Below are 24005 nucleotides of genomic sequence, written 5' to 3' on the forward strand. Positions count from 1 at the left end.
GCCGCGGCGGCCCCTCGGAAACAGTCAATTAAGGACCGGGAAACACCCGCGCAATCATGCCGGTCGACGCTTTCCCTGCCCATATCCGATCCGGTGCCCTGCGCGGCGTCCACCCGTCGACCCTGGCATCGCCCACGTCAGCTCCATCGGACCGCACCGACCGTCCTTTCGCCACTTGAGTGCACCGCAGGGAGAGTAGATGTCATTATTCCGGGGCCGCCGCATCCTGGCGGGTGCCATGACCCTGGTCGCCGCGGCCGCGATGACCGCGTGCGGCAGCAAGACCACCGACGAGGGTGGCGCGACCGGCGTCACCGCCGACGTCTCCGGCGACACCGTCAAGGTGGGCCTGCTCAACTCGCTCTCCGGGACCATGGCGATCAGCGAGGTCACCGTCCGCGACTCCATCATGCTTGCCATCGAAGAGATCAACGCGGCTGGCGGCGTGCTCGGCAAGAAGATCCAGCCGGTCGGTGAGGACGGCGCCTCGGACTGGCCCACGTTCGCGGAGAAGGCCGAGAAGCTCATTTCCGAGGACCGGGTGGCCGCCGTCTTCGGTTGTTGGACGTCGGCCAGCCGCAAGGCGGTCAAGCCGGTGTTCGAGAAGAACAAGGCGTTGCTGTTCTACCCGGTGCAGTACGAGGGTCTGGAGCAGTCGCCCTACATCTTCTACACGGGAGCGACGACCAACCAGCAGATCGTTCCCGGGCTCGACTATCTCAAGTCGCAGGGCGCGAAGTCGGTCTATCTGGTCGGCAGTGACTACGTCTTTCCCCGTACCGCCAACAAAATCATCAAGGCGTACGCGACCGCGAACGGGATGACGGTGCTGGGTGAGGATTACGCGCCCCTCGGGTCCACCGAGTTCGGCACCATCGTCAACAAGGTCAAATCCTCCGGCGCGGACGCGGTTTTCAACACGCTCAACGGTGACAGCAACGTGGCCTTCTTCAAGGAGTACAAGTCCGCGGGCCTGACCGCCGCCGCGATGCCTGTGGTGTCGGTGTCGATCGCCGAGGAAGAGGTCAAGGGCATCGGCACCCAGTACCTGGAGGGCCAACTGACGGCCTGGAACTACTACCAGACCACCCCGGGTGCGGCGAACTCGAAGTTCGTGGCCGCGTACAAGGCGAAGTACGGCGCGGACAAGCCGACCAGCGATCCGATGGAGGCCGCCTATGTGGGCGTCCACCTGTGGAAGGCGATGGTCGAGAAGGCCGGCGCCTTCGACGTGGAGAAGGTCCGCGCCGCCTCGGACGGGATCACCTTCGACGCGCCGGAGGGTCTGGTCACCGTCGACGGCAAGACCCAGCACATCGCCAAGACCGCCCGGATCGGCAAGATCGGCGCGGACGGTCTGATCACCGAGGTGTGGAACTCCGGCAAGCCGGTCGCGCCGGACCCGTACCTCAAGACCTACCCGTGGGCGAGCGGCCTGAGCTGACGACGCCGGCCCGGGCGGGCCGCGCGGCGACGCGCCCCGCCCGGGCCACCCGACCACCAGTTCGGAGTAGCCACCGTGACAGTCCTCTTCGGTCAACTCTTCACCGGCATCAGCATCGGCGCGGTGCTGCTGCTCATCGCGCTCGGCCTCGCGCTGACCTTCGGCCAGATGAACGTGATCAACATGGCGCACGGTGAGTTCATCATGGCCGGCGCTTACACCACCTACGTGCTGCAACAGAGCATCACCGGCGCCGGCCTGTCGCTGGCGGTCGCGCTGCCGGTGGCGTTCGTGGTCGCCGGCGCCATGGGTGTCCTGCTGGAGGTGCTGCTCATCCGCCGGCTCTACGCCCGGCCACTGGACACCCTGCTGGTCACCTGGGGTGTGTCACTGATCTTGCAACAACTGGCCCGGGACATCTTCGGCAGCCCGAACGTGCAGACCCGCGCGCCCGAACTGCTCACCGGCAACGTGGCGCTGCCCGGCGGGCTGACGATCGCCAACAACCGGCTGTTCATCCTGGCCCTGGCGTTGGCCGCCGTCGCGGCGCTCACCCTGGCGCTGCGACTCACCCCGCTCGGGCGTCGTATCCGCGCTGTGGTGCAGAACCGTGACCTCGCCGCCGTGTCCGGCGTCGCCACCTCCCGGGTCGACCGGACGACGTTCTTCCTCGGCTCCGGCCTGGCCGGGCTCGCCGGGGTGGCCCTCACCCTGCTCGGCCCGATCGGCCCGACAATGGGCACCAACCTGATCATCGACGCCTTCCTGGTCGTCGTGGTCGGCGGGATCGGCCAGCTCAAGGGCAGCGTGATCGTCGCCTTCGCCCTCGGCGTGCTCCAGGCCACCGGGGAGTACCTGACCACCCTCAGCGTCGCCAAGGTGATCGTGTTCGTGGCGATCGTCGCGTTCCTCCAGTGGCGGCCACAGGGCCTGTTCACACTGCGGACCAGGAGCCTCGCATGACCGCCGTCACCCCCGCGCCACCCAGCACCGCCGTCCACCCGGCGCCTGCCGGCGCCGTACCACCGGGTGGGCCTTCCGGCCGGTCTCGGATGCGGACCCTGGCCGGCTTCGCGTTCGGCGCGGCGCTGCTGTTCGCCGTCGCCCCGCTGGTGCTGTCGGACTTCCGGTTGGCGTTGCTCTCCAAGTACCTCTGCGTCGCCATGGTCGCGGTCGGCATCGGGATCGCCTGGGGCCGGGGCGGGATGCTCACCCTGGGCCAGGGCGTCTTTTTCGGCCTCGGCGGCTACGCGATGGCCATGCACCTCAAGCTCGCCGACGCGGGCCCGGGTGGGATGCCCGACTTCATGCAGCTGTACGGGCAACTCGACGAGCTGCCGCTGTGGTGGCGGCCGTTCGCCAGCCCGTGGTTCGCGCTGCCCGCCACCGTGCTGCTGCCGATGGCTGTCGCCTTCGGGCTCGGCTCGCTGGTCTTCCGCCGCCGGGTCCGCGGCGCGTACTTCGCCATCCTCAGTCAGGCGCTCGCCGCCGCGATGGTGATCCTGCTGATCGGTCAGCAGGGGACCACGGGTGGCACCAACGGGCTCACCGACATCAAGGGCTTCTTCGGCTACGACCTGGACGACCCGGTCAACCAGCGGATGGTGTACTTCATCATCGCCGGAACGCTGTTGGCGTTGCTCGCGCTGACCCGTCAGCTCATCCACAGCCGCTACGGCGAGCTGCTGGTGGCGGTCCGCGACGGTGAGGAACGGGTCCGCTTCCTGGGCTACGACCCGGCGTCGGTCAAGCTGGTGGCCTACGTGGTCGCGGCCGGCATGGCCGGGCTGGCCGGTGCGCTGTTCGTGCCGGCGGTGGGCATCATCTCGCCCGCGCTGATCGGCATCGTCCCGTCGATCGAGTTCGTCATCGGCGTCGCTGTGGGCGGCCGGGCGACACTGCTCGGGCCGGTGCTCGGTGCGGTGGCGGTGGCCTGGGCGCGTACCGCCCTCTCCGAGCGTTTCCCGGGTACCTGGACGTACCTTCAGGGGTTGCTGTTCGTGGTCGTGGTGGCGTTCCTTCCCGGCGGCCTGGCGTCGCTGTGGGCGTTGACCCGCCGCCGTGAGGTGGGCGCGCAGCCGCTGCGGCGCGGGTTCCTGTCGCTGGGCCGACGACGCGCCGAGCGGACGGAGGTGCCGGCGGCATGAGCGGCGAGCGGTTGGACGGGTTGTCCGTCCGTGACGTGCGGGTCAGCTTCGACGGTTTCACCGCCGTCGACGGTGTCTCGTTGGAAGTGCCCGCCGGCGACATCCGGTTCCTGATCGGGCCGAACGGCGCCGGCAAGACCACACTGGTCGACGCGATCACCGGCCTGGTCCGGGCCACCGGCTCGGTCCGCTTCGGTGACGAGGAACTGCTCGGCCGGCCGGTGCACCGGATCAGCCGGCTCGGCATCGGGCGGACCTTTCAGACCTCGACGGTCTTCGAGGAGCTGTCGGTGTTGCAGAACCTCGACATCGCGGCGGGCGCCCGGCGCAGCTGGGCGACCCTGGCCCGCCGCCGCCGGGGTGTCCCCGACGAGGTCGCCGCCGCGCTGGAGACCATCGGTCTGGCCGAGCGGGCCGCGCACCTCGCCGGGACGCTCGCGCACGGCCAGAAGCAGTGGCTGGAGATCGGCATGCTGCTGGTGCAGGACGCGCGGCTGCTGCTGCTGGACGAGCCGGTCGCCGGGATGAGCCACGAGGAGCGCGACGCCACCGGCGTCCTGCTGGAGACGGTGAGCCGGGATCGCACTGTCGTCGTGATCGAGCACGACATGGACTTCCTGCGTCGGTTCGCGCGCAGCGTCACAGTGCTGCACGCCGGCCGGGTGCTCAGCGAGGGCACTGTTGCGCAGGTCCAGGCGGACCCGCGCGTGCAGGAGGTCTACCTTGGCCACCCGGTCGACGCCGGGTCGGCCCACACCGGCCTGGAGGCATGATGCTGACGCTGCGCGGGGTGCACGCCGGATACGGGCGCTCTCGGGTGCTGCACGGGGTCGATCTGGCGGTCCCGCCCGACGGGGTGGCCACCGTGCTGGGCCACAACGGTGCCGGCAAGAGCACCCTGCTGCGGGTCGCTGCGGGGCTGCTGCGCCCGAGCTCCGGCACCGTCGAGCTGGACGGCGAGGACGTCACCCGCGCCGGCCCGCACGAGCGGGTGGCGCGGGGGATGGCGTACGTCCCGCAGGGTCAGCAGTGCTTTCCGAACCTGACGGCTGCGGAGAACCTGCGGCTGGTCGCCGACGGTCGGCGCGACGGGGCGGTGGCAACGGCGGAGGTGCTGGACCTGTTTCCGGCGCTACGCCCGCTGCTGCGGCGCCGGGCCGGGCTGCTCTCCGGCGGTCAGCGCCAGCAGTTGGCCATCGCCCGTGCCCTGATCACCCGGCCGCGGCTGCTGATGCTCGACGAGCCGACCGAGGGCATCCAGCCGTCGGTGGTCGCGGAGATCCAGGAGCGGATCGTCGAGTTGACCCGGCAGTCCGGGTTCAGTGTGCTGCTCGTCGAGCAGCACCTGGGCTTTGCGTTGCGGGTGGCGGACCGCTACCACGTGCTGGAGTCCGGTCGGGTCACCTCGCACGGCGACGGGGGTGTCACGGCGGAGCGGGACGTCCGGGCGGCGTTGGCGGTCTGACCGGCGCGCCCAACGGTCAGGCCCTGGGCGCGGGCCCGGTCGAGTCGCGGACGACCAGCAGGTGCCCGGTGGGACGACGGCGGGGGCGGGTCGTGCGCGGTTTGAGCGCGAGGCTGAGTGCCGTGCGGCCCATCTCGGTCATCGGCAGGCGGACGGTGGTGAGGCTGGGTGCGAGGTCGGCCGCCACGGAGACGTCGTCGAAGCCGACCACCGACATCCGCGCGGGTACCGGCACGCGACGGGACCGCAGCGTCGACAGCACGCCCATGGCCATCACGTCGTTGAGCGCGATGATCGCCGTCGTCTCGGGATGGTCGTTGAGGATCTGCTCGGCGGCGGCGCGCCCCCCGCCGCGGGTGAAGTCGCTGTGCACGACGGCGAGGTCGGCGGGGGACCGCCCGCGCTGCCGCAGGGCCGACGACACTCCGGCCAGCCGGTCGGCGACCGTGGTGAGGCCGGCGCTGCCCGCGGCGACCGCGATCCGCCGGTGGCCGAGATCCATCAGGTGCTGGGCGAGGGCGTGACCGCCGGCCTCGTTGTCCGGTAGGACGGCGTCGACGCCGAGCGCGTGCCGTCCGATGGCCGCGGCCCGTCCGCCGTGGTCCTGGAACGCGTCCAGTTCGGCGCGGGCCGCGCTCTCCATCCGTGGGTCGCCGTAGCCGGAACCGCTGATCAGGACGATGCCGACCCGCTGGGCGATCAGGTGCCGCAGTTGTTGCAGTTCGTAGCCGGGGTCGCGGCCGGACTGGCAGATCTGCACCAGCAGGCCCTGCTCGGCGGCGAGTTGGATGACCCCGGCGGCGATCTCGGAGAAGTACGGGTCGTCGATCTGGTGGACGATCAGCCCCACCGTGGAGGTGGCCCCGCTGGCCAGGGTGCGGGCGTAGGGGTTGGCCACGTAGCCCAGCTCACCGGCGATCTGCCGGATCCGGTCGGCCACCTCGGCGCTGACCCCCGCGCGGCCGGCGAGGGCGCGGGAGGCGGTCGCCAGCGAGACGGCGGCGTGTTCGGCGACGTCCACGAGGCGCGGCCGCCGGCTGACAGTGGGCATCGGCAACCCTCCGGAAACATTCATGCCACCCGATCTGTTGCGAGTGGCATCGATCGAAGCCTAGGGTACGTAAGCGCTTACGTAAGCGCTTACGTGACCGGCATCCGGCATGCCGCGAAACGAGGTGACAGCCATGTCCAGGGCCCGACGAGCGGCCGTCTCCCTCCTGGCGATCGGCGCACTGACCGGTGCCAGCGCGCCACCAGCGCAGGCGGATCGAAGCCCCACGCACGACGTCCACCCGGCGCTGCGCGCGCACCTGGTCGCCGCGTACGACTTCGACCACCCGGTGCCCGGCGACCCCGCCCTGGAACGCGACCAGGGCCGTTCCGGCACCGAGATCGAGCTGATCAACGGCGGTGCCGCCATGCGGGTGCCGGACCGCGCCTACCGGGGCAGCCGCAACGCGGTGCAGACCCGGCAGGTCGCCCCCGCCGTCGCCGGCAACGACGACTGGAAGGCCGGCACCTGGTCGGCCAGCGGGGTGCGGACACTGCGCGCCTTCAGCGCCACCGCCGGCACCACGGTCATGGGCTGGTTCAAGCTGAACATGGACAGCCCGTCGCCCAACTCCACCACCGCCGACCCGGACGACAGGTACAACGCCATCGGGCTTGCCGGGGTGCTGACCGGCGACTCCGACGGCCACGGCGTCCGCGCCCTGCTGGAACTGATCGACGTCGACGGGGAGTTGCGTCTCGTCGCGCTCGGCCGGCGGCTCGACGGTGGCAACTCGCAGACCTTCGCCGCCACCCGGGACTTGCGCGAGCTGCTGCCGGTGGGGGAGTGGGTGCACCTGGCCGCCACCTTCGACTTCGACACCGGCGCGCTCGCCCTCTACCGCAACGGCGAACCGGTGGACGGCTTCTACACCCGCACCGACGACCCGTGGCTGCTGTCCGGGCCCGGCCCGCACCTGACCACCGCGTCCGACCCCCGAGGCATCAAGATCGGCGGCAGTTTTCCCCAGGACACCCTCGAGCGCAACCCGTGCGACTGCCGGATGGACGGCCTGATGTTCCTCGACAGTGTGGTCTCCGCGACCGACGTACGGAGGCAGTACCGCCACCTTGCCCGCTGACCACCCTCGGCACCGTCCCACCGAGAAGGAGACACGCGTGCGCACCCTGCACCGCCGCGCCGGCACCGTCCGCCGGCCCACACTGAGGGCCGGCCTCACCGCCCTCGTACTGATCCTGTCCACACTGGTCGCCACGCCCGCGCGGGCCGCCGACGCGGTCGACGACCCGATCCCCGACATGCCGACCCAGTCCCGCCTCGGGCTGGTCCTCAGCGAGTACGCCAGCTTCCCGCAGTCGTACCCCACACCGGCGCCGACCGACGCGCGGCTCATGCGTACCGCCCGGATCAACACCATCATGGAGGTGCCCGACGGCTCCGGCCGGCGGGCGGTGCCCGACCTCAACGGCAGCCTCTACCTGGTCGAGGACGGCGTTCCGCACGTCTACCTGGACGTGGCCGCGACGTTCGCGCCGCGGTTCTTCTCCGGTCGTGGGCTCGGCCAGGGCTTCGGGTACGTGGCGTTCCACCCGGAGTTCGGGGTGAACGGCCGGTTCTACACCATCCACACCGAGCTGGCGTCGACGACGACCGTCACCCCGGACTACGCCCAGCCCAACACGCTCTTCCACGGTGTCATCACCGAGTGGACGGCGACCGATCCGGCCGCCGCCACCTTCGCCGGCACCCACCGCGAGGTGCTGCGCATTGGTTTCGGTGGCCAGGTGCACGGCATCCAGGAGATCAACTTCAACCCCACGGCGAAGCGCCACGACCGTGACTACGGCCTGCTGTACCTCGCCGTCGGCGACGGTGGTCAGGGCGCGCGCAACACCGACCCGCAGAACCTGGCCCTGCCGCACGGCAAGCTGCTGCGGATCGACCCGCGGGGCACCAACTCCACGAACGGGCGCTACGGCATCCCAGCCGGGAATCCGTTCGTCGGCAGGGCCGGCGTGCTCGGCGAGCTCTACGCGGTGGGTTTCCGGGACCCGCACCGGTTCAGCTGGGACCGGGCGACCGGCCGGATGTACCTCGGGCACATCGGCGAACATGCCGTCGAGGCCATCTACGAGGTCCGCGCCGGGGACAACTTCGGCTGGAGCGAGCGCGAGGGCTCGTTCGTCTTCGACAAGGCGGCCACCAACCCCTGCGACCGGCTGCTCCCGCTGCCCGCCGACGACGACAGGTACGGCTACACCTACCCGGTCGCCGCGTACGACCACGACCCCGCCGCCGGCTGGAACTGCACCGACGACGTCGGTGTCGCGGTGGCCGGCGGCTTCGTCTACCGGGGGCGCACGCTGCCCGCGCTGCGCGGCAAGTACGTCTTCGGTGACCTGGTCGACGGCCGGGTGCTCTCCACCGAGGCCAACGAGATGCGCCGGGGCCGAGGCCTGGCCACGATCCACCAGCTCGCGCTCTTCGACACGGCGGGCACGCCGGTCCGGATGCGTGACCTGTCCGCACCGGGCGCGCCCGGTGACCCCAACCGGGTGGACCTGCGCTTCGGCACCGACGCCGCCGGCGAGCTCTACATCCTCGCGAAGGCCAACGGAAAGGTCTGGAAGGTGACCGGCACCAGGGAGTTCGCCAGCGGCGACGTCGGGGACGTCACAGTGCGCCGCACCGCCGGGGCCGCGAACTGGGCGCCGGTGACCCCGGCGAAGTGGCAGTTCACACGCGACCAGGTCGTCCTGGCCGAGGCCGGGGAGAGCCGGCCGGGCCCGCGCCGGCCCTTCGAGTACGCAGTGCTGACCGGCGGCCCGGCGTGGTCGTCGGTGCGGGTCGACGCCCAGGTACGACTCGACACCCCCGTGGAGATCACCAACCGGGACGTGATCATCGTCTTCGGCTGGCGCTCGGACACCGAGTTCTACTACGCCCACCTCTCCACCGACAACACGATCTACCCGCACAACGGCATCTTCAAGGTGGACAACGCCGACCGGGAACGCATCGACCACCAGTGGAACGGCCGGTCCCGGGGCGCCAACCCGGCGATCACCGACGCCAGGTGGCACCGGGTCCAGGTGGTGCACCTGCCGGCCACCGGTGAGATCGCCGTCTACGTCGACGGGCACCGGGACCCGCTGCTGACCGCGAAGGACACCACGTTCGGCTCGGGACGGGTCGGCTTCGGCTCGTTCGACAACGTGGGCCGACTGCGCAACCTCACCGTCACCGGCACACCGGCCTGAACCGGGTCACGGTGGGGACGGCGACGGCTCACGCCGCCGTCCCCACCGGGTCATCCGTGGACCTGCCCCGGCGGCCCCTGTCCGGTTCGTAGAATTCCTGCCATGCCGGAGATCGTCGAGTTGCTGGCCTCGCCAGTGCACCGCTTCCTGGGCCGGCCCGCCGACGGCCCGGCACCGGCCCCGCCCGGTGAGCTGGTCAACGCCGTCCAGATCCGGGCCGGCCTCGGCATCGTCGGCGACCGGTACTTCGGCCAACAGGCACACCGCGACGCCAGCGTCACCGTCATCGCCCGGGAGTCGCTGCCGGTCGGCGTCGGCCTGGCCGAGGTGCGACGCAACATCCTCACCACCGGGATCGCCGTGGACGAGCTGATCGGCAGGGTGCTGGTGCTGGACTCCGGCGACGGCCCGGTCAGCCTGCGGGTCAACCGGGCGGCCCGGCCGTGCGCCTGGATGGACGTCACCGTCGGTCCGGGAGCGTGGAAGGCGCTGCGCACCACCGGCGGCATCCGCTGCACGCCCCTCAACGACGGCACCCTGCGTGTCGGCCCGATCGACGCCGTCGTGAACTGAGGAAAGGGCTCGACGTCGGCCCTCCCGGACCGGCATGGTGTGCACCGGACAACGGCCGCCCGGCGGTCGGCGCAACGCTCGGGGGAGGCGGCGGCAGTGGAGCACGCACTGACGGATCAGCTGGTCGATGACCACACGATCCTGCAGGTGGTCGTCGGTTCCCGCGCGTTCGGGCTGTCCGGCGCGGCCTCGGACACCGACCGACGCGGGGTCTACGCCCTGCCGGCCTCGGCGTTCTGGGGGCTGCGGAAACCCGCCCGCCACCACGACGGGCCGCTCGACGAGCAGGTGCGGTGGGAGGTGGAGCGGGTCTGCACGCTCGGGTTGGCGGCGAATCCCACGGTCCTGGAGGTGCTGCACTCGCCGCTGGTCGAGACGTGCACCCCGCTGGGTGCGGAACTGCGGGCGCTCACGCCGGCCTTCCTGTCCCGGCGGGTGGCCGACACCTACCTGCGGTACGCGACCGCCCAGTTCGGCAAGGCCGAGCGGGGGATCGCCCGCACCGGCGTTCCGGCGTGGCGGCACGTGATGCACCTGATCCGACTGCTGACCGCCGGGAGTGACCTGGTCCGCACCGGCCGCTTGGTGCTGGACGTGGGCGCCGACCGGGACCGTCTGCTGGCGGTCAAGGCCGGCGAGGTGCCCTGGGCCGAGATCGTCGCCTGGCGGGACCGGCTGGTGAGCCGGATGACCGCGGGCCTGGACACCAGCCCGCTACCCGAGAAGCCCGACGAGGTCACTGTCGAACAGTGGTTGATCTCCGTCCGGGATCGCTCGGTGCGGTGCTCGGCGTGACGGCCTGGGAGGCCGCGGGGCTGCCGGCCGGCGTCGACCTCACGGGCATCCTCGCCGAGCAGCCGTACCCGTTGGTGTTCGCCACCGTCTCCGGCGCCCACCTGTACGGATTCCCGTCCACCGACTCGGACGTCGACCTGCGCGGCGCGCACCTGCTTCCGGTCGAGGACCTGATCGGGCTGGCGCAGCCGACCGAGACCCACACTGTCATGACCGACCGCGAGGGCGTGGAGCTGGACCTGGTCACACACGACCTGCGCAAGTTCGTCCGGCTGATGCTGCGGCGCAACGGCTACGTGCTCGAACAGCTGCTGTCGCCGCTGGTGGTGCACACCACCGCTGTGCACGCCGCGTTGGTCGAGCTGGCACCGCTGGTGCTGACCCGGCACCACGCGCACCACTACCGCGGCTTCGCCGCCACCCAACGGCGGCTGTTCGACACGACCGGCGAGCTGAAACCACTGCTCTACACCTTCCGGGCGCTGCTCACCGGCGTCCACCTGATGCGCACCGGTCGGATGCTGGCGCACCTGCCGAGCCTGCTGGTCGCCGAGGCCGCGCCGGCGTACCTTCCGGAGCTGATCGCGGCGAAGCGGTCCGCCGAACACGGCGGGCTCGACGGCCTGGTCGCGGGCCCGGTCCTCGGCCGGGACCTCGCCGAGCTGGCGTCGCGGCTCGACGAGGCGCAGCACGACAGCCGACTGCCGGAGCAACCCGCCGGGTCGGCGCAGCTCGACGATCTGGTGGTGACGGCCCGGCTGGCGGATTCGGCGAGGTGACGCCCCGGCGAGCCGGTGCGTGGTAGAACCAAACCGCGCATCGGCTCGCAGGTCTCCGGGCAGCCGGGAGCATTGCCGGACGGGACCTCATCCGAACAGAGGTGGTGCAGTGGACCTCGAGCTCCGGCAGCTCATCGAGGAGCTGCGGGCTGAGCTGGCCGATCTGCCGGACAGCCTGGCGTACGCCGAGTTCGGCGAGGGGGCGGCCCTCGACGCCGTGCCGGCGGGGCTCCCGCCCGACCTGCGGGACCTTCTGCTGGTGGCCGACGGGCTGCGGGCGGGTCGGCTCGAGCTGGCGTCCTCGTCGACCCTCACGGGGATCCAGTACCACCTGGACTACGCACCGGACTTCTCGTCCATCCCGCAGGACCGGGCGGGCTGGCTGGTGGTCGGCACCCGCAGCGACGAGCCGATCTTCATGGATCGCGGCACGGGAGCGATCTGGTACTTCCCACCGAACGGCACCGAGTGGTTCATGTCCGACGCGTTCGAGGAGCTCGCCCCCGACGTGGAATCCTTCGTGGACTACTACCTGCTCGGGCCGGGCTACGCCGACCTGACCCCTGCCGACGACAGGTGGTTCGCGTTCCTCGACGAGCAGGGCCTGCTCGACGAGGACGACGAGGACGGCAGTTGAGTCAGACCGGGCTGATGTGTGCGGCCAGGACCCGCCAGCCGTGCGGGTCGTCGTGGACCCACGTCCGGGTGTAGCGCAGCCGCGCCGCGAACGGCGCCCCCTCGGAAAAGCCGGACACCCGGCCCAGGAAGAACGTCACCCCCGTCTTGCCGACGACGAGCAGGTCCAGCTCCTCCTCCACCAACTCCTCGACGACCGTGCGGCGGTCCCGGTGGGCGGCCAGGTCATCCTGCTTGGTGTGGGTACGCCCGTCCGGGCCGATGGCGATCAGCTGGTCGACCAGCAGCTGATCGAGGGCGGCGACGTCGCCGGCCCGTTGGGCTGCCTGCAGGGTGCGCTCTGCGTCGAGCAGCTCGGCCTCGCGTGCGCTGTCCGGCATCGTGGCGTCCTCCGTTCGGGTCCGACCCGGTGTCACAGTCGTTCCGGGCTGTCCGCATTGTGGCAGCCGACCTTGCCCGGGCGGGCGGGGATCGCCGCCGTCTCACAGACTCAGGCGGATCCGTACGACTGTCTCACCGGCGCTGGTGAGCACGGCTACCTCGTCACAGATCTGCTCCACGATCGCCAGCCCGCGACCCCGTACCGAGTCGGCGGCCGGCATGCTCCGCCCGAACGTCCGCGTCGGTCCCTGGTCGACCACGTCACAGACCAGCTGACCCGGCTCGGCCCAGAGCCGAACCCACCCGCCGCCGGTGGTGTGCTGCAACGTGTTGGTGGCCAGCTCGCTGACCGCCAGGGTCAACAGCTCCACCCGATCGGCCGACAGGCCGCGGGCAAGCGCCCCTGCGCTGACGAACGCGCGCAGCGCTCGTATGTCGGTCGCGACCTGATAGGCCATGGTGTCCGCGGCGTGGGTGGGGACACTCTGCTCGGCCACGGTCTCCCGTCGCTCGCCCGGCATCAGCCCGCCCGGTGCGGCAGCCCGGCCAGCGGCACCGCGATCCGCGCGGGTGTCGTGGACGTGCGAGCCTCTGAGTGCGCCATCGGGCAGCCGGAACCCTTCTCGTAGCGACAGCTGTTGTCGCCACATCATGTCACCCACCGGCCCCTCGGCCGTCTCGTCCGTTCGGCGGTTGATCACCTACGGGCCGGCCCGGCTCGGCGGTCCGGCAGGGGACCGGGTCAGCGTCGACGGTCGGGTGGGGGGCGGTCGGGTCAGGGGGCCGCGTCGAAGGCGATGGACTCGCTCAACTCCCGCCACCGGGCGTCGGACGCGGCGAGCGCCTCGGCGGCCGCTTGGGCGGCCGCCACGGCGTCGGCGCCGAGCAGCAACCGGAGCGGCGGTTCGTCGACCCGGGTGATCCGGATGATCGCCTGGGCGGCGCGGGCCGGATCGCCCGGCTGGGCGCCGCTGGCCTGGCGCAGCCGCTGCACGGCCGGGTCGATGACCGGCCGGTACGGTTCGCTGATCGGCAGGGCGCTCATCGACGAACCGGCCCAGTCGGTGCGCAGCCCGCCCGGCTCGACCGAGGTGATCCGGATCCCGAACGCCTCGACCTCTTTGGCGAGCACCGCGGAGAAGCCGCTGACCGCCCACTTGGCGGACTGGTACGCGCCCAGGCCCGTGCTCGCGACGCGGCTGCCGACACTGGAGATCTGCACGATGTGCCCGCGTCCCTGCTCGCGCATCACCGGCAGGGCGGCCCGGGACAGATTGACCACGCCGAAGAAGTTGGCCTCGATCTGCGCCCGGAAGTCGTCCTCCGACATGTCCTCGATCGCGGCGACGTCGGCGTACCCCGCGTTGTTGACCAGGATGTCCAGCCGCCCGAAGGTGTCCACCGCCGTGCGGACGGCGGCGCGGGCGGCGGCGGGGTCGGTGACGTCGAGGGCCACCACGCGGACCTGGTCGCCGTGCCGGTCGACCAGGTCGTCGAGCTGCGCCGGGTTGCGGGCGGTGGCCAGCAGGTGGTCGCCGTCGGCCAGGACGGCATCGGCGAGGGCACGGCCGAGACCACGCGAACAGCCGGTGATGAGCCAGACTCGCGGCACGGCGTTCCCTTCGTGTCGTGGATCAACCTCGCCGTCAGGGACGGATGTCCAGGGCTCCGATCAACCCGTCGCGCAGCGTGAACCGGTACCGCAACTCGATCGGGCTGCCGGGAAAGTCGCCGGACACCCGGGTGATGGCCAGGTACGAGTCGCCCGCCTGCGACGTGACCCGGACCGGCTCGGCGGTGTACGCGTAGGCGTCCATCGTCTTCTGTCGCCAGGCGCGGATCGACGCCCGCCCGTCGTACAGCCGATCCTCGTCGGCGACGCTCGCGGTGTCCGCGAAGCAGGCGACGAACGCGTCCAGGTCCCGGTCGTTGACGGCCCGGAAGTACCTCTCGATCACCTCGGGCAGGTCGAGGGCCATCTGCTCCTCCTGCGGCACGGGCCGCCGTCGGGCAGCCGTCGGGTTCCCGGTCCGACCTCACCGTACGAGAAGCCGACGGCACCGCGCTGAGCAACCAGCAGAACCATCCCGCTGCGGCTGCCGCGTTTGCTGCCGGTGGACCCGGGTAGCCACGCGTTTCCGAAAGCGAAGGGCGGGGGCATGGCCGAGCTGGCGTTCGTCGACAAGGTTGCGGCACGGGCGGGTCTCCCGCCGGAGCAGGCGCGCCCGCTCACCGAGGCGGTCCTGCGGACCCTCACCGAGCGGCTCAGCGGCGGTGAGGCGGGCGCATTGGCCCCCCACCTGGCCGACGAGCTGAGCCCGCTGCTGGTCAAGGCCGCCGAGCCGCCGGAAACGTTCGGCTACGACGAGTTCCTGCGCCGGGTGGCCGACCGCGCCGGGATCGACCGCCCCGCTGCCGAGCGAGGCACCCGCGCGGTGCTCCAGACGATGCACCGGGTGGTCGGGCACCGGGAGTTCGAGGACGCCCTGGCCCAGCTCCCGGCGGACCTGCGGGCACTGGCGCAGCCGCTGCCGCACGGCCCCTGACCGACGGCCCCCACCGCTGGACGCCAGGCGTCGGTGACCGTTCGGTCCCTGGTGCGCCGCCACGACACCGGATCTACTGTGCGTTACCGATCGAACGCGCAGTGGTGGTTGCCCCGCGCCCGTCCGCCGGGTCGTCGCCGCTCCGATCCGAGGAGCGTCCCCCTTGGCGTCCATGGTGTCCCCGCGTCCCCTGCTGACCGCTGCGACGACAGTCGTCGCGCTGATCACCCTCGCTCCCGCTCCCGTCGCCGCGTCCCCGCACAGCTATCGGGTCGTCGACCTCGGCACCCTGTCCGGAGGCGACGGCGCTGCGACGGCGATGAACGACCGCGGCGACATCGTCGGCTGGAGCACCGTCGCCAGCGGCGCCCGGCACGCTGTGCTCTGGCGCCACGGTGTCATCACCGACCTGGGTGTGCTGCCAGGCGACACGGATTCCGCCGCCGTTGACGTCAATGAGTTCGGTGACGTGGCGATCACCTCCTTCGGCTCGGACTACCTGACCCGCGCGGTGCTCTGGCGCGACGGTCGGCTCCACGACCTGGGCACCCTGGGTGGGGAGAACAGCGTGGCGATCGGGGTCAACGACCGGCGGCAGGTGCTCGGCACCAGTGAACCGGCCGGCGACATGCCGCACCGCTTCCTGTGGCGCAACGGGGTCTTCACCGACCTGGGCCGGGAGTACTTCTACGAGTTCACCACCGACGTCAACAACGCGGGCGACGTGGTGGGCGGGTTCAACGTGCCCCCGCAGGACTACCCGTGCACCTGCGTGGGCGGTCTCCTGCGCAACGGCGTCTTCACCCAGATCGGCAGCGAGGCCATCGGGGTCAACAACCGGGGCCAGGTGGTGGGCGCGGCGAACGGGCGGGCGTTCCGCTGGCAGAACGGCACACTGACCGACCTCGGCACGCTCGGTGGCGACTGGAGTCGCGCCACCGCGATCAACGACCGGGGTGAGGTGGTGGGCCAGAGCACCACCACCGCTGCGTGGCACCCGTTCCTCTGGCGCAACGGGGTGATGACCGACCTGACCACCCGGGGCGTGTGGGTTACCGACTCGATCGAGGACATCAACATCCGGGGCCAGTTCGTCGGCGCCCGGGGGAACCGGCCGGTGCTGTTCCGCTGAGCGTCGACCTTCGCGAGGTGGACGGGCGGGGCGCAACCTGACCCGCCGGTCAGACCACGCCCCGCCCGTCGACTGTCAGCCGGTTACCCCGCTACTGACCACCCACTTCTGGTGTGCGCCGCCCGCGTACGTGCCGAGCTGGATCTGGGTGCCGTCGCCGGTGTTACCGCCGGCGGCCTCCATGATCTTGCCGGACTGCGGGTTGCGGATCGACCCGTCGGCCTGTGGCTGCCAGACCTGCGCACCGGTGCCGTTGCAGGTCCAGAGCTGGATCTTCGTACCGTTCGCGGTGCCGCCGTTGTCGATGTCCAGGCACTTGCCGAGCACCCGGTAGGTGTCGCCGACCCGGGTCCACGACTGCGCGGCGGTGCCGTTGCAGGTCCACAGCTGGATCTTCGTACCGTCGGCGGTGCCGGCGTTGTCGACGTCCAGGCACTTGCCGCCGACGCCGGTGATGGTGCCGCCGGTCGGCGGCGGCGGGCTGCCCGGGATGGAGTTGAGCGTGTACCACGCCTCGGTGCTCCACAGTGACTGGCCGCTGGTGGAGGTGAACGGGCGCGGCGAACGCAGGTGCACCACCCGACCGGCCTTGCGGCCGGCCACCGCGAGGCTGACCTTCTTTCCGTCCGCCGAGAGGGTGGCCGAGGTGACGGTCAGCGTCTCCTCGTCGATCTTCGGGCCGCCGTAGCTCGACGTCGCCACGTACCGCCATTGCTTGATCTTGTAGCGCGCGGCCAGTTCGGCGGCGGTCGCCGCCGAGACGGGCTGGGTGTACTCCACCTCGAAGCCGGTCGTGGTGGCGCGCATCGCGAGCATCTCGAACGTGGTGGCGGTGTTCGGGGTGAGCTTCTGCAGGCCGTACGACAGCTTGCCGGTCTGGCCCCAGTTGCCGCCCGCGCCGAGCCCGCCGACGTAGATCGCGCCGTCCGGGCCGACGTTGACCTCGGAGACACCTGCCTCCAGGCCCTGGGTGAGCCGGAACAGGGCGCCCTGGTACTCGCCGTTGACCTTCTCCACATTCGCCCGTTGCAGGCCGCCGTACGTCACGTCGCCGATGACGAACTGGCCGGCGTACCGACCGCTGGTCAGGTACATCGGCGTGCTGGGCGAGTTGGCGATCTCGTTCTGCGGCATCCAGAGCACCGGCGGGGTGACCAGCGCGGTGTCGAACGGGCCTGCCGGGTTGGTGAAGTGGTTGAAGAACCGGCCCTGCTTGACGTGCACCAGCTTCGACGAGGGCAGCCAGCCGCCCTGGTTGTCGGTGACGAAGATGCCGCCCTCCGGGCCCCAGCCGATGCCGTGCGGCGTACGCAGACCGCCGGCGACGTAGCTGACCGCGCCGGTGTCCTTGTTGACCTTGAGGGTGGTGCCCCGGTTGGTGGCGGGCTGCGGGTTGGTGGTGGCGCCGCCCGAGTTGATGGACACCGACAGGTTCAGATAGAAGAACCCGTCCTGGTAGAGCAGGCCGAACGCGAACTCGTGGAAGTTGCCGCCGTACGGCCAGGTGGCGACGGTTTCCAGGCGCTCGGCCACCTCGTCACCGCCGGTGTTCACCAGCCGGGTCAACCGCTGCTTCTCGGTCACGTAGACCACCCCGTCGACGACCTTGAGCCCCATCGGTTCCTTGAGGCCGCCGGCGATCTTCTTGGTGGTCACGTTGCCCGGGCTCGTCGACCCGCCGGTGTTGCCGAGGATCCAGACCTCGCCGTCCTGGGAGGTGCCGGACTGATCGCTGCCGCCCCAGGTGCTGATGACCAGCCGGCCGTCGGCCAGCCAGTCCATGCCGGTGACCTTCGGCTGGAAGCCGCTGGGTCGCAGGTTGGTCACTGTGTAGCCGGGGTGCACGCCGGTCAGTGGCAGGCCGTCGCCGGGGGTGTCGGCGATCCCCTCGCACTCCTTGCGTCCGGGTGCGGTCACCCGGACCACGCCGGCGTCGGTGCTCAGCGCCGAGTTCGGTACGACCACGAAGGTCGACGAACCGGGTGTCTTCCACTCCAGGGTGATCTGCTGCCCGCCCCCACGCTCGAAGTGGTCGATGCGCAGCGGGTGCAGACCGGCGGTGAGGGTGACGGTGCCTTCCTTGGGCGGGGTCGCGCCGTGCAGACCGTCGTGGTTGATCACCACGGCGTTGTCGATCGACAGCTTGGAGCCGTCGTCGCTGCTGAGCCGGAACGTGTAGCTGCCGGCCTGGGTGGTGGTGATGTTGCCGAGCACCTGCGAGACGAAGTTGTCCTCGAAGCCGAAGTCGGCCGCCGAGGTCCAGTTGATGGTGGACATCAGCTTGTCCACGTTCGGGGTCTGGGCGGGCTTGAGGGTGCACAACTCGGACAGCGGCACCTGCACGTCGAAGACGCGCAGCGTGACGCCCGGTTCCTGCGCGGGGGCGGCGTTGGCGGGGACGGCCCAGAGGCCGGCGGCGAGGACGAGTGCCAGCGCACCCAGGGCGGGATGGTGGAGTCGGCGTAGCAGGCGTGTGCCCATCGTTCCTCCAGGAGGCAGTGGAGTGTCCGACGGCCGGCGTGGATCAGCGGTGAGGATGACCGTCGGCCCCGGTTCCGTAACGTCCTCGACGCCGACGAGTGACATTGCGGAAACACCGGGTGGATGGCTCGGAACATTAAGGCGTTTCGATTGGGCTGTCCATGGCTTCGCCTCGATACATCAAAAGTTCTTGATGTCCGAGCGAAAGTTCGAGGCGTTACGCGAAGAATGGCCAGCTATGGCGACGGTCTACCGCCGTCCGCGCCGCGCCGGACCACCGGACCGATTGCCGGTCTTCCGAGTCGGGCTGCCGGACTTGCGGGTGGCGGCACCACCCCGGCTCGCCGCGCCGGCGGTCCGGCGGTCCGCAGTGGACGCTCCGCGCGACGCAGGTCGTCGGCGGGCCGCCACCAGCACGACCGCCGAGACCGTGACGACGATCAGGGCCGGGATCAGCCAGGCTGGGAACCCGGTGTCGCGCTGCTCCTCCGCGGCGCCGGCCGGGTCGTCCGCCGGAGTGCCGGTAGGGGCGACCGGACTGCCGGTGGCCCCGGAGGTGGTCGAGCCCTCGCCCTCGGCCTGGGCGAGCAGCGCCGGATCCGGCCCCGCCGTGGGCGCCGACCAGCCGGCCGGAGCCGCCGTGCCCGGGCCCTGGTAGTCGAAGGTCACCTCGCCCCGCACCGCCTCACCGTCGGAGGCGACGGAGAGGTAGCTGGCGGTGTAACGGCCCTTCGCCGGCCAGTGTGCGACGGTCACCATGGCCGGGAAGCCGGTGTGGTACAGCCGTGGCTCGAACACGCCGTCGACCATGAAGTACTCGGTGACCGGCTTGTCCAGTCGCTTCGGCTCACCGTAGGACCAGCCGTTGTCCACTCGCGACCCGTTCGGCCCGCTGATGGCGAAGTGCGCGTTCGACGCCGGCTTCTCGGTGAAGTACAACGCCAACTGGGTCAGCGGCTCGCGGACGACGGTGCCCTTCAGTGGGGTGGAGGTCGCCAGCTGGCCGTGCGCGGACGCCGGGGTGACCGGCAGCAGCAACGACACCACCACTGTCGCCGCCAGCGCCGCCACGACCCGACTCAGGACCTTACGCACAGTGACCAGCTTCGATCGCATTCGTTCATCATGGTCATTTCCCCGTCACCGAACAAGACGTAAAGTTCTCCTCCCCGACGATCAACCCGACACCCGTCCCCCTCGCGTCGTTCGGAGTCCGCCCGTGCTCGTCCGTACCCCCGCCGCCCGCACCACCGCCACCCTCGCTGCCGCCGCCCTCGCCGCCCTGCTCCTCGCCGCGTGTGGGCAGGACGACGACCCCTCCGTGGCCACCCCCTCGACGGCGCCCACGTCCGCCGCACCGTCGAGCGCCACCCCCACCGCGCCGGCCCCGACGGCCACCAGCACGCCCAGCGCCTCCGCCAGCACCGCCGCCGTGGACCAACAGATCACCGTGACCATCGCGAAGAAGCGGGTCGACCCGCCGACCGGAAGGATCACCGTCAGTAAGGGCCAGCTGGTCCGGATCACTGTCACCTCCGACGTGGCCGACGAGTTGCACGTGCACGGCTACGACCTGGGCGCCCGGCTGCCGGCCGGCACGCCCGGCTCGGTGGAGTTCCGGGCCGACAAGACCGGGCTGTTCGAGGTGGAGACGCACGAGTCCGAGCTGGTGCTCTTCCAACTCGTCGTCCGCTGAGCGGCATGACAGCCGCTCCCACGCTGCTGGCACACGGCGTCGGTGGCCGCCAGGACCTGCCGATCACGCTGCCGCAGCTCGTCGTCGCCGCCGCGCTGACCCTCGTCGTCACCTTCGTGGCGCTCGGCCTGCTCTGGCGTGAACCCCGACTCGACCGGGACGCCACCGGCGGTCGCCCGGTGCCGGGCTGGCTCGCCCGACTCCTCGACGCGCCCACGTTTCGATGGGCGCTGCGCGGGCTCGGCCTGCTCGCCGCCGCCTGGTTCTGCCTCGGACTGCTGGGCGGCCCGGACACAGTGGACAACCCCACCGCCGGCACGCTCTACGTGCTGCTCTGGGTCGGGCTGGCCCCGCTGTCGCTGCTGCTCGGCCCGATCTGGCGGGCGGTCAACCCGCTGCGCACGGTCCACCTGCTCGCGGCGCTGGCCGCGCGGCGCGACCCGAACCGTGGGCTCCGTGAGCTGCCCGCCAGCGTCGGGTGGTGGCCGGCTGCCGCCACAGTGTTCGGGTTCGTCTGGCTGGAACTGGTCGCTCCCGACCGGGCCACCCTGCCGGTCATCACCGCCTGGCTGGCCGGGTACACGGTGGTCCTGCTGGCCGGGGCGGTGCTGTTCGGCGCCGGCTGGTTCGACCACGCCGACCCGTTCGAGGTGTACAGCAGCCTGATCGGTCAGCTCGCCCCGCTCGGCCGGGCCGCGGACGGCGTCCTGGTGTGGCGCAACCCGCTCGACGGGATCGCCGGCCTGCGACCCCGCCCCGGGCTGGTCGCCGTGGTGATCGTGCTGCTCGGCTCGACCATGTACGACAGCCTCTCCAACGCGCCGGTCTGGTTGCGCTTCAGCCAGGAGAACGGCCTGCACCCGGCGGTCACCGGCACCGCCGGTCTGAGCGTCGTCATCGCCGCCGTCGCGATCGCGTACCTCGCCGCCACCGGCGCCGCGGCGCGCATCGGTCGCGCCGACGCGGCCGAGGCCCGTGGGGTGCCGGGCGAGATCGCCCACTCCATCGTGCCGATCGCCGTCGGGTACGTGGTGGCGCACTACTACTCGCTGCTGATCCTGGAGGGCCAGCGCACCGTCGCATTGCTCTCCGACCCGCTGGGCACCGGCGCCAACTGGCTCGGCACCGCCGACTGGGAGCCGCAGACCGCGCTGGTCACGCCCTCCGGGGTGGCGACCCTCCAGGTCACCGTCATCATCCTCGGGCACCTGCTCGGCACGCTGCTCGCCCACGACCGCGCCCTGTACCTGTTCCCCCGGGCCCGGGCGGTGGCCGGCCAACTACCCCTGCTGGCGCTGATGGTCGCCTACACCGTCGCCGGTCTGCTGCTGCTCTACGCGGGGTAGCCCCGCCGGGTTCCGAGCCGTGCGTCATGATGACCCGTGGACTCCGATCTTCAGCGCTACCTCGACGACCTGGTCAGCACCGCCAGGGACGTGCTCGGCACCGACCTGGTCGGCGCGTACGCGGCCGGCTCGGTGGGGCTCGGGGCGTACCAGCCGGGCCGCAGCGACGTGGACGTGGCGCTGCTCAGCGCCGGACCGCTCACCGAGGCCGCCAAGCGGACGGTGGTCGCCCGACTGCGGCACGAGGCGCTGCCCTGCCCGGCGCGTGGCCTGGAACTGGTCGTCTACGACCGGGCGGTGGCCGCCTCCGGCACCCCGGAGCCCGGCTTCGAGGTCGAACTGAACACCGGGGCGGCCATGGAGTTCCGGCGCACCCTCGACCCCGCCGACCGCCCGGCCGCCGACGGCCGATTCTGGTACGGCCTCGATCGCAGCATCCTGTACCAGAGTGGACTCCCACTGCTCGGGCCGCCGGCGGGGGAAGCCTTCGCCGACCTCGCCCCAGCCGACCTGCGCCGGCTGCTCATCGAGGCGCTGACCTGGTGGCTGGCCCTGCCCACACCGCCGGCCGACCAGCCCGCGCCCGGCACCGAGGACGCCGTACTCGGCGCCTGCCGGTCGCTGGTGCGCCACCGCGATGGCGTCTGGCTCGCGAAGGTGGCGGCCGGTCAGCGGCTGATCGACACCGGCGACCCGGCCCAGGTGATCCGACAGGCGGTCGCCGCCCGGCACGGCGGGCCGCCGCCCACCGGAGCGCAGGCCCGCGCCTTCCAACAACGGGTACGCGACGAGATCGCCGGGTAGCGGTCGCCGGCGCGGGCCCGGCGGCGCTCAGCGGACCGGGCGGGACTCCAGTGAGGCGAAGAGCAGGTTGAGACCCTCGGTCATGGTCGGGTGGGTGATGACCGCGTCCCGCAGAGCGGTCCACGGCATTCCGGCGAGCATGGCCAGCTGCACCGAGGTGATCACCTCACCGGCCTCGGCGCCGAGCAACGACGCACCGAGGATCCGGTCGGTGCCGGTGTCGATGACCGCCTTCCACATGCCCTGGGTCTGGCGCAGGGTGCGTGCCCGGGGGATGGCGGCGACCGGCAGGTGGGCGACCTGGACGTCGTACCCGGCGTGGCGCGCCTCGGTCTCGGTCAGCCCGATCCGCGCCAGCTCCGGGGTGGTGAAGACGGTGTACGGGATCAGCCGGTCGGCGGTGCTGCGCTGGCCGCCGGCGAGGTTGGCCCGGATGATCCGGTAGTCGTCCAACGAGACGTGGGTGAACTGCGGGCTGCCGGCGACGTCCCCGGCCGCCCATGTGCGCTCGGCGCTGGTGCGCAGGTGCTCGTCGACCTCCACGAAGCCCCGCTCGGTGAGCCGTACGCCGGCCACGTCCAGGCGGAGCCCGTCGGTGACCGGTTCCCGGCCGGCCGCCACCAGCACGTCGTCCCCGACCACCACGCTGCCGTCGTCCAGTGTCACCCGGAGCGAGCCGTCGGCCTCCCGGTCGACCCGCGCGACCGCCACACCCACCCGTACGTCGATGCCATCGTCGAGGAAGACGCGCATCACCGCGTCGCTGACGTCGAGGTCCTCCCGGGTGAGCAGCCGTGGACCGCCCTCGACCAGCGTCACCGCGCTGCCGAACAACGCGAACATCTGCGCGAACTCCACCCCGACGGTGCCGCCGCCGAGCACCACCAGCCGGGCCGGCAGCCGGTCCAGGTGCAGCAACTCGTCGCTGGTGAGCACACCGGCCTGGGCCATCCCGGGCACCGACGGCAGATGAGGGCGGGTGCCCGTGTTGATCACCACGTCGCTGCCGCGCAGCAGTCGCTCGCCGCCGTCGGCGAGTGCCACCCGTACGGTCCGAGGGCCGACGAACCGCGCCTCGCCGATCACCAGGTGCAGGCCGGAGTCGAGGAACTGCTGCCGGTTCGCAGCGACCATCCCCTCGACCACGTCCTGCTTGTGCGCGCGCAACAGGTCGATGTCGACCCGGCCGCCCTCCACCGTCAGGCCGAGCGCCGACGCGTCCCGCAGTTGGCGGGCGGCCCGCGCGCTGGTCACCAGCGCCTTCGTCGGGATGCACGCGACGTTGATGCAGCTGCCGCCGATCATGCCGCGCTCGACCATGGCGACCCGCTGACCGGATCGGGCGACGTCCATGCTCAACGTCTTGCCGGCCTTGCCGCCACCGACGACGAGCAGGTCGAACTCCTCCGGTTGGTCGGTCACCGGGCGCTCCTCTCGGTCACCGGTCGGGCCGGCGGCCACCGCTGGTGCGCGGCGGCCAGCCCAGCCTGCCAGCTGGAACGGGTACG

General features: G+C 71.5%; 24 protein-coding genes. 16 read left to right on the plus strand and 8 right to left on the minus strand.

The annotated features are described in order from the left end of the window. The first annotated feature begins 199 nt into the window (after positions 1 to 199). From urtA to urtE, 5 genes are all read left to right on the plus strand, one after another. The gene (gene urtA / locus OH804_RS09750; protein ID WP_406064468.1) at positions 200 to 1444 is read left to right on the plus strand and encodes an urea ABC transporter substrate-binding protein; all 1245 of its coding nucleotides are present in this window, start codon (positions 200 to 202) and stop codon (positions 1442 to 1444) included. 75 nt (positions 1445 to 1519) lie between these two features. Beyond that, positions 1520 to 2407 (plus strand): urea ABC transporter permease subunit UrtB, encoded by an 888-nt coding sequence (gene urtB / locus OH804_RS09755; RefSeq protein ID WP_406064470.1) that lies wholly within the window; start codon positions 1520 to 1522, stop codon positions 2405 to 2407. Then, positions 2404 to 3591, plus strand: a complete 1188-nt coding sequence (gene urtC / locus OH804_RS09760; RefSeq protein ID WP_406064472.1) for an urea ABC transporter permease subunit UrtC — start codon at positions 2404 to 2406, stop codon at positions 3589 to 3591. Before urtB ends, urtC begins: the two co-directional genes overlap by 4 nt. Beyond that, positions 3588 to 4364: an urea ABC transporter ATP-binding protein UrtD gene (gene urtD / locus OH804_RS09765; RefSeq protein WP_196923417.1), complete on the plus strand. Its 777-nt coding sequence runs from the start codon at positions 3588 to 3590 to the stop codon at positions 4362 to 4364. The genes urtC and urtD overlap by 4 nt, the downstream gene beginning before the upstream one ends. Then, entirely contained in the window at positions 4364 to 5056 is a 693-nt protein-coding gene (urtE, locus tag OH804_RS09770) for an urea ABC transporter ATP-binding subunit UrtE (protein ID WP_406064475.1), read from the plus strand. Before urtD ends, urtE begins: the two co-directional genes overlap by 1 nt. Before the next feature lie 16 nt (positions 5057 to 5072). Here the strand turns inward: urtE and OH804_RS09775 are convergent, their stop codons facing one another. Further along, a complete protein-coding gene (locus OH804_RS09775; protein ID WP_196923415.1) occupies positions 5073 to 6107 on the minus strand; it encodes a LacI family DNA-binding transcriptional regulator in 1035 nt (344 codons plus the stop codon). A gap of 133 nt (positions 6108 to 6240) precedes the next feature. Between OH804_RS09775 and OH804_RS09780 the strand changes: the two genes are divergently transcribed. From OH804_RS09780 to OH804_RS09805, 6 genes are all read left to right on the plus strand, one after another. Then, positions 6241 to 7188 (plus strand): LamG-like jellyroll fold domain-containing protein, encoded by a 948-nt coding sequence (locus tag OH804_RS09780; protein ID WP_406064477.1) that lies wholly within the window; start codon positions 6241 to 6243, stop codon positions 7186 to 7188. Positions 7189 to 7225: 37 nt separating this feature from the next. Continuing rightward, positions 7226 to 9328 (plus strand): PQQ-dependent sugar dehydrogenase, encoded by a 2103-nt coding sequence (locus tag OH804_RS09785; protein WP_406064479.1) that lies wholly within the window; start codon positions 7226 to 7228, stop codon positions 9326 to 9328. Positions 9329 to 9430: 102 nt separating this feature from the next. Next, positions 9431 to 9901, plus strand: a complete 471-nt coding sequence (locus OH804_RS09790) for a molybdenum cofactor biosysynthesis protein (protein ID WP_406064481.1) — start codon at positions 9431 to 9433, stop codon at positions 9899 to 9901. A gap of 96 nt (positions 9902 to 9997) precedes the next feature. After that, entirely contained in the window at positions 9998 to 10696 is a 699-nt protein-coding gene (locus OH804_RS09795) for a DNA polymerase beta superfamily protein (protein WP_196923412.1), read from the plus strand. A gap of 20 nt (positions 10697 to 10716) precedes the next feature. Next, positions 10717 to 11475, plus strand: coding sequence for a DNA polymerase beta superfamily protein (locus tag OH804_RS09800; protein WP_231394291.1), 759 nt, complete (start codon positions 10717 to 10719; stop codon positions 11473 to 11475). 109 nt (positions 11476 to 11584) lie between these two features. Beyond that, complete coding sequence (locus OH804_RS09805) at positions 11585 to 12112, plus strand: SUKH-4 family immunity protein (protein ID WP_196923411.1); 528 nt, start codon at positions 11585 to 11587, stop codon at positions 12110 to 12112. 1 nt (position 12113) lies between these two features. On the opposite strand, the gene OH804_RS09810 is transcribed toward OH804_RS09805, so the two are convergent. The 4 genes from OH804_RS09810 to OH804_RS09825 form a co-directional block, all read right to left on the minus strand. Further along, the gene (locus OH804_RS09810; protein ID WP_196923410.1) at positions 12114 to 12491 is read right to left on the minus strand and encodes a nuclear transport factor 2 family protein; all 378 of its coding nucleotides are present in this window, start codon (positions 12489 to 12491) and stop codon (positions 12114 to 12116) included. 102 nt (positions 12492 to 12593) lie between these two features. Further along, a complete protein-coding gene (locus tag OH804_RS09815; RefSeq protein WP_406064484.1) occupies positions 12594 to 13013 on the minus strand; it encodes an ATP-binding protein in 420 nt (139 codons plus the stop codon). A gap of 254 nt (positions 13014 to 13267) precedes the next feature. Further along, positions 13268 to 14104, minus strand: a complete 837-nt coding sequence (locus tag OH804_RS09820) for an oxidoreductase (RefSeq protein ID WP_406064486.1) — start codon at positions 14102 to 14104, stop codon at positions 13268 to 13270. A gap of 34 nt (positions 14105 to 14138) precedes the next feature. Beyond that, the gene (locus OH804_RS09825; RefSeq protein ID WP_406064488.1) at positions 14139 to 14471 is read right to left on the minus strand and encodes a nuclear transport factor 2 family protein; all 333 of its coding nucleotides are present in this window, start codon (positions 14469 to 14471) and stop codon (positions 14139 to 14141) included. Positions 14472 to 14651: 180 nt separating this feature from the next. Between OH804_RS09825 and OH804_RS09830 the strand changes: the two genes are divergently transcribed. Both OH804_RS09830 and OH804_RS09835 read left to right on the plus strand, forming a co-directional pair. Further along, entirely contained in the window at positions 14652 to 15038 is a 387-nt protein-coding gene (locus OH804_RS09830) for a DUF2267 domain-containing protein (RefSeq protein ID WP_196923406.1), read from the plus strand. 172 nt (positions 15039 to 15210) lie between these two features. After that, positions 15211 to 16170: a hypothetical protein gene (locus OH804_RS09835; RefSeq protein ID WP_406066486.1), complete on the plus strand. Its 960-nt coding sequence runs from the start codon at positions 15211 to 15213 to the stop codon at positions 16168 to 16170. A gap of 75 nt (positions 16171 to 16245) precedes the next feature. Here OH804_RS09835 and OH804_RS09840 read toward each other — a convergent pair whose 3' ends face one another. Continuing rightward, the gene (locus tag OH804_RS09840) at positions 16246 to 18651 is read right to left on the minus strand and encodes a ricin-type beta-trefoil lectin domain protein (protein ID WP_406064490.1); all 2406 of its coding nucleotides are present in this window, start codon (positions 18649 to 18651) and stop codon (positions 16246 to 16248) included. A gap of 249 nt (positions 18652 to 18900) precedes the next feature. Further along, the gene (locus tag OH804_RS09845; RefSeq protein ID WP_406064492.1) at positions 18901 to 19767 is read right to left on the minus strand and encodes a copper resistance protein CopC; all 867 of its coding nucleotides are present in this window, start codon (positions 19765 to 19767) and stop codon (positions 18901 to 18903) included. A 103-nt stretch (positions 19768 to 19870) separates the two neighbouring features. Here OH804_RS09845 and OH804_RS09850 point away from each other — a divergent pair, with 103 nt between their 5' ends. Genes OH804_RS09850 through OH804_RS09860 form a run of 3 tightly spaced genes read left to right on the plus strand, consistent with a single transcriptional unit; the run spans position 19871 to position 22497 of the window. Further along, positions 19871 to 20347 (plus strand): hypothetical protein, encoded by a 477-nt coding sequence (locus OH804_RS09850; RefSeq protein WP_196923402.1) that lies wholly within the window; start codon positions 19871 to 19873, stop codon positions 20345 to 20347. Positions 20348 to 20352: 5 nt separating this feature from the next. Then, positions 20353 to 21693 carry a hypothetical protein gene (locus OH804_RS09855; protein WP_196923401.1) on the plus strand — a complete coding sequence of 447 codons (1341 nt, stop codon included), beginning with the start codon at positions 20353 to 20355 and terminating at the stop codon, positions 21691 to 21693. A 36-nt stretch (positions 21694 to 21729) separates the two neighbouring features. Continuing rightward, positions 21730 to 22497 carry a nucleotidyltransferase domain-containing protein gene (locus OH804_RS09860; RefSeq protein ID WP_406064494.1) on the plus strand — a complete coding sequence of 256 codons (768 nt, stop codon included), beginning with the start codon at positions 21730 to 21732 and terminating at the stop codon, positions 22495 to 22497. A 27-nt stretch (positions 22498 to 22524) separates the two neighbouring features. Here the strand turns inward: OH804_RS09860 and OH804_RS09865 are convergent, their stop codons facing one another. Continuing rightward, a complete protein-coding gene (locus OH804_RS09865; RefSeq protein ID WP_406064496.1) occupies positions 22525 to 23919 on the minus strand; it encodes a dihydrolipoyl dehydrogenase family protein in 1395 nt (464 codons plus the stop codon). Positions 23920 to 24005 lie beyond the last annotated feature (86 nt).

The organism is Micromonospora sp. NBC_00860, assembly GCF_045207375.1.
In the GTDB taxonomy this organism is placed as follows: Bacteria; Actinomycetota; Actinomycetes; order Mycobacteriales; family Micromonosporaceae; genus Micromonospora; species Micromonospora vinacea.

What these genes read in the sequence shown, in the direction of transcription:
- OH804_RS09835 (WP_406066486.1), top strand. Translation starts at nt 15,211, where the DNA reads ATGGTGTCCCCGCGTCCCCTGCTGACCGCTGCGACGACAGTCGTCGCG.
- urtD (WP_196923417.1), top strand. Translation starts at nt 3,588, where the DNA reads ATGAGCGGCGAGCGGTTGGACGGGTTGTCCGTCCGTGACGTGCGGGTC.
- OH804_RS09810 (WP_196923410.1), bottom strand. Translation starts at nt 12,491, where the DNA reads ATGCCGGACAGCGCACGCGAGGCCGAGCTGCTCGACGCAGAGCGCACC.
- OH804_RS09815 (WP_406064484.1), bottom strand. Translation starts at nt 13,013, where the DNA reads ATGCCGGGCGAGCGACGGGAGACCGTGGCCGAGCAGAGTGTCCCCACC.
- OH804_RS09855 (WP_196923401.1), top strand. Translation starts at nt 20,353, where the DNA reads ATGACAGCCGCTCCCACGCTGCTGGCACACGGCGTCGGTGGCCGCCAG.
- OH804_RS09780 (WP_406064477.1), top strand. Translation starts at nt 6,241, where the DNA reads ATGTCCAGGGCCCGACGAGCGGCCGTCTCCCTCCTGGCGATCGGCGCA.
- urtA (WP_406064468.1), top strand. Translation starts at nt 200, where the DNA reads ATGTCATTATTCCGGGGCCGCCGCATCCTGGCGGGTGCCATGACCCTG.
- urtC (WP_406064472.1), top strand. Translation starts at nt 2,404, where the DNA reads ATGACCGCCGTCACCCCCGCGCCACCCAGCACCGCCGTCCACCCGGCG.
- urtE (WP_406064475.1), top strand. Translation starts at nt 4,364, where the DNA reads ATGCTGACGCTGCGCGGGGTGCACGCCGGATACGGGCGCTCTCGGGTG.
- OH804_RS09825 (WP_406064488.1), bottom strand. Translation starts at nt 14,471, where the DNA reads ATGGCCCTCGACCTGCCCGAGGTGATCGAGAGGTACTTCCGGGCCGTC.
- OH804_RS09840 (WP_406064490.1), bottom strand. Translation starts at nt 18,651, where the DNA reads ATGGGCACACGCCTGCTACGCCGACTCCACCATCCCGCCCTGGGTGCG.
- OH804_RS09775 (WP_196923415.1), bottom strand. Translation starts at nt 6,107, where the DNA reads ATGCCCACTGTCAGCCGGCGGCCGCGCCTCGTGGACGTCGCCGAACAC.
- OH804_RS09790 (WP_406064481.1), top strand. Translation starts at nt 9,431, where the DNA reads ATGCCGGAGATCGTCGAGTTGCTGGCCTCGCCAGTGCACCGCTTCCTG.
- OH804_RS09830 (WP_196923406.1), top strand. Translation starts at nt 14,652, where the DNA reads ATGGCCGAGCTGGCGTTCGTCGACAAGGTTGCGGCACGGGCGGGTCTC.
- OH804_RS09845 (WP_406064492.1), bottom strand. Translation starts at nt 19,767, where the DNA reads ATGCGATCGAAGCTGGTCACTGTGCGTAAGGTCCTGAGTCGGGTCGTG.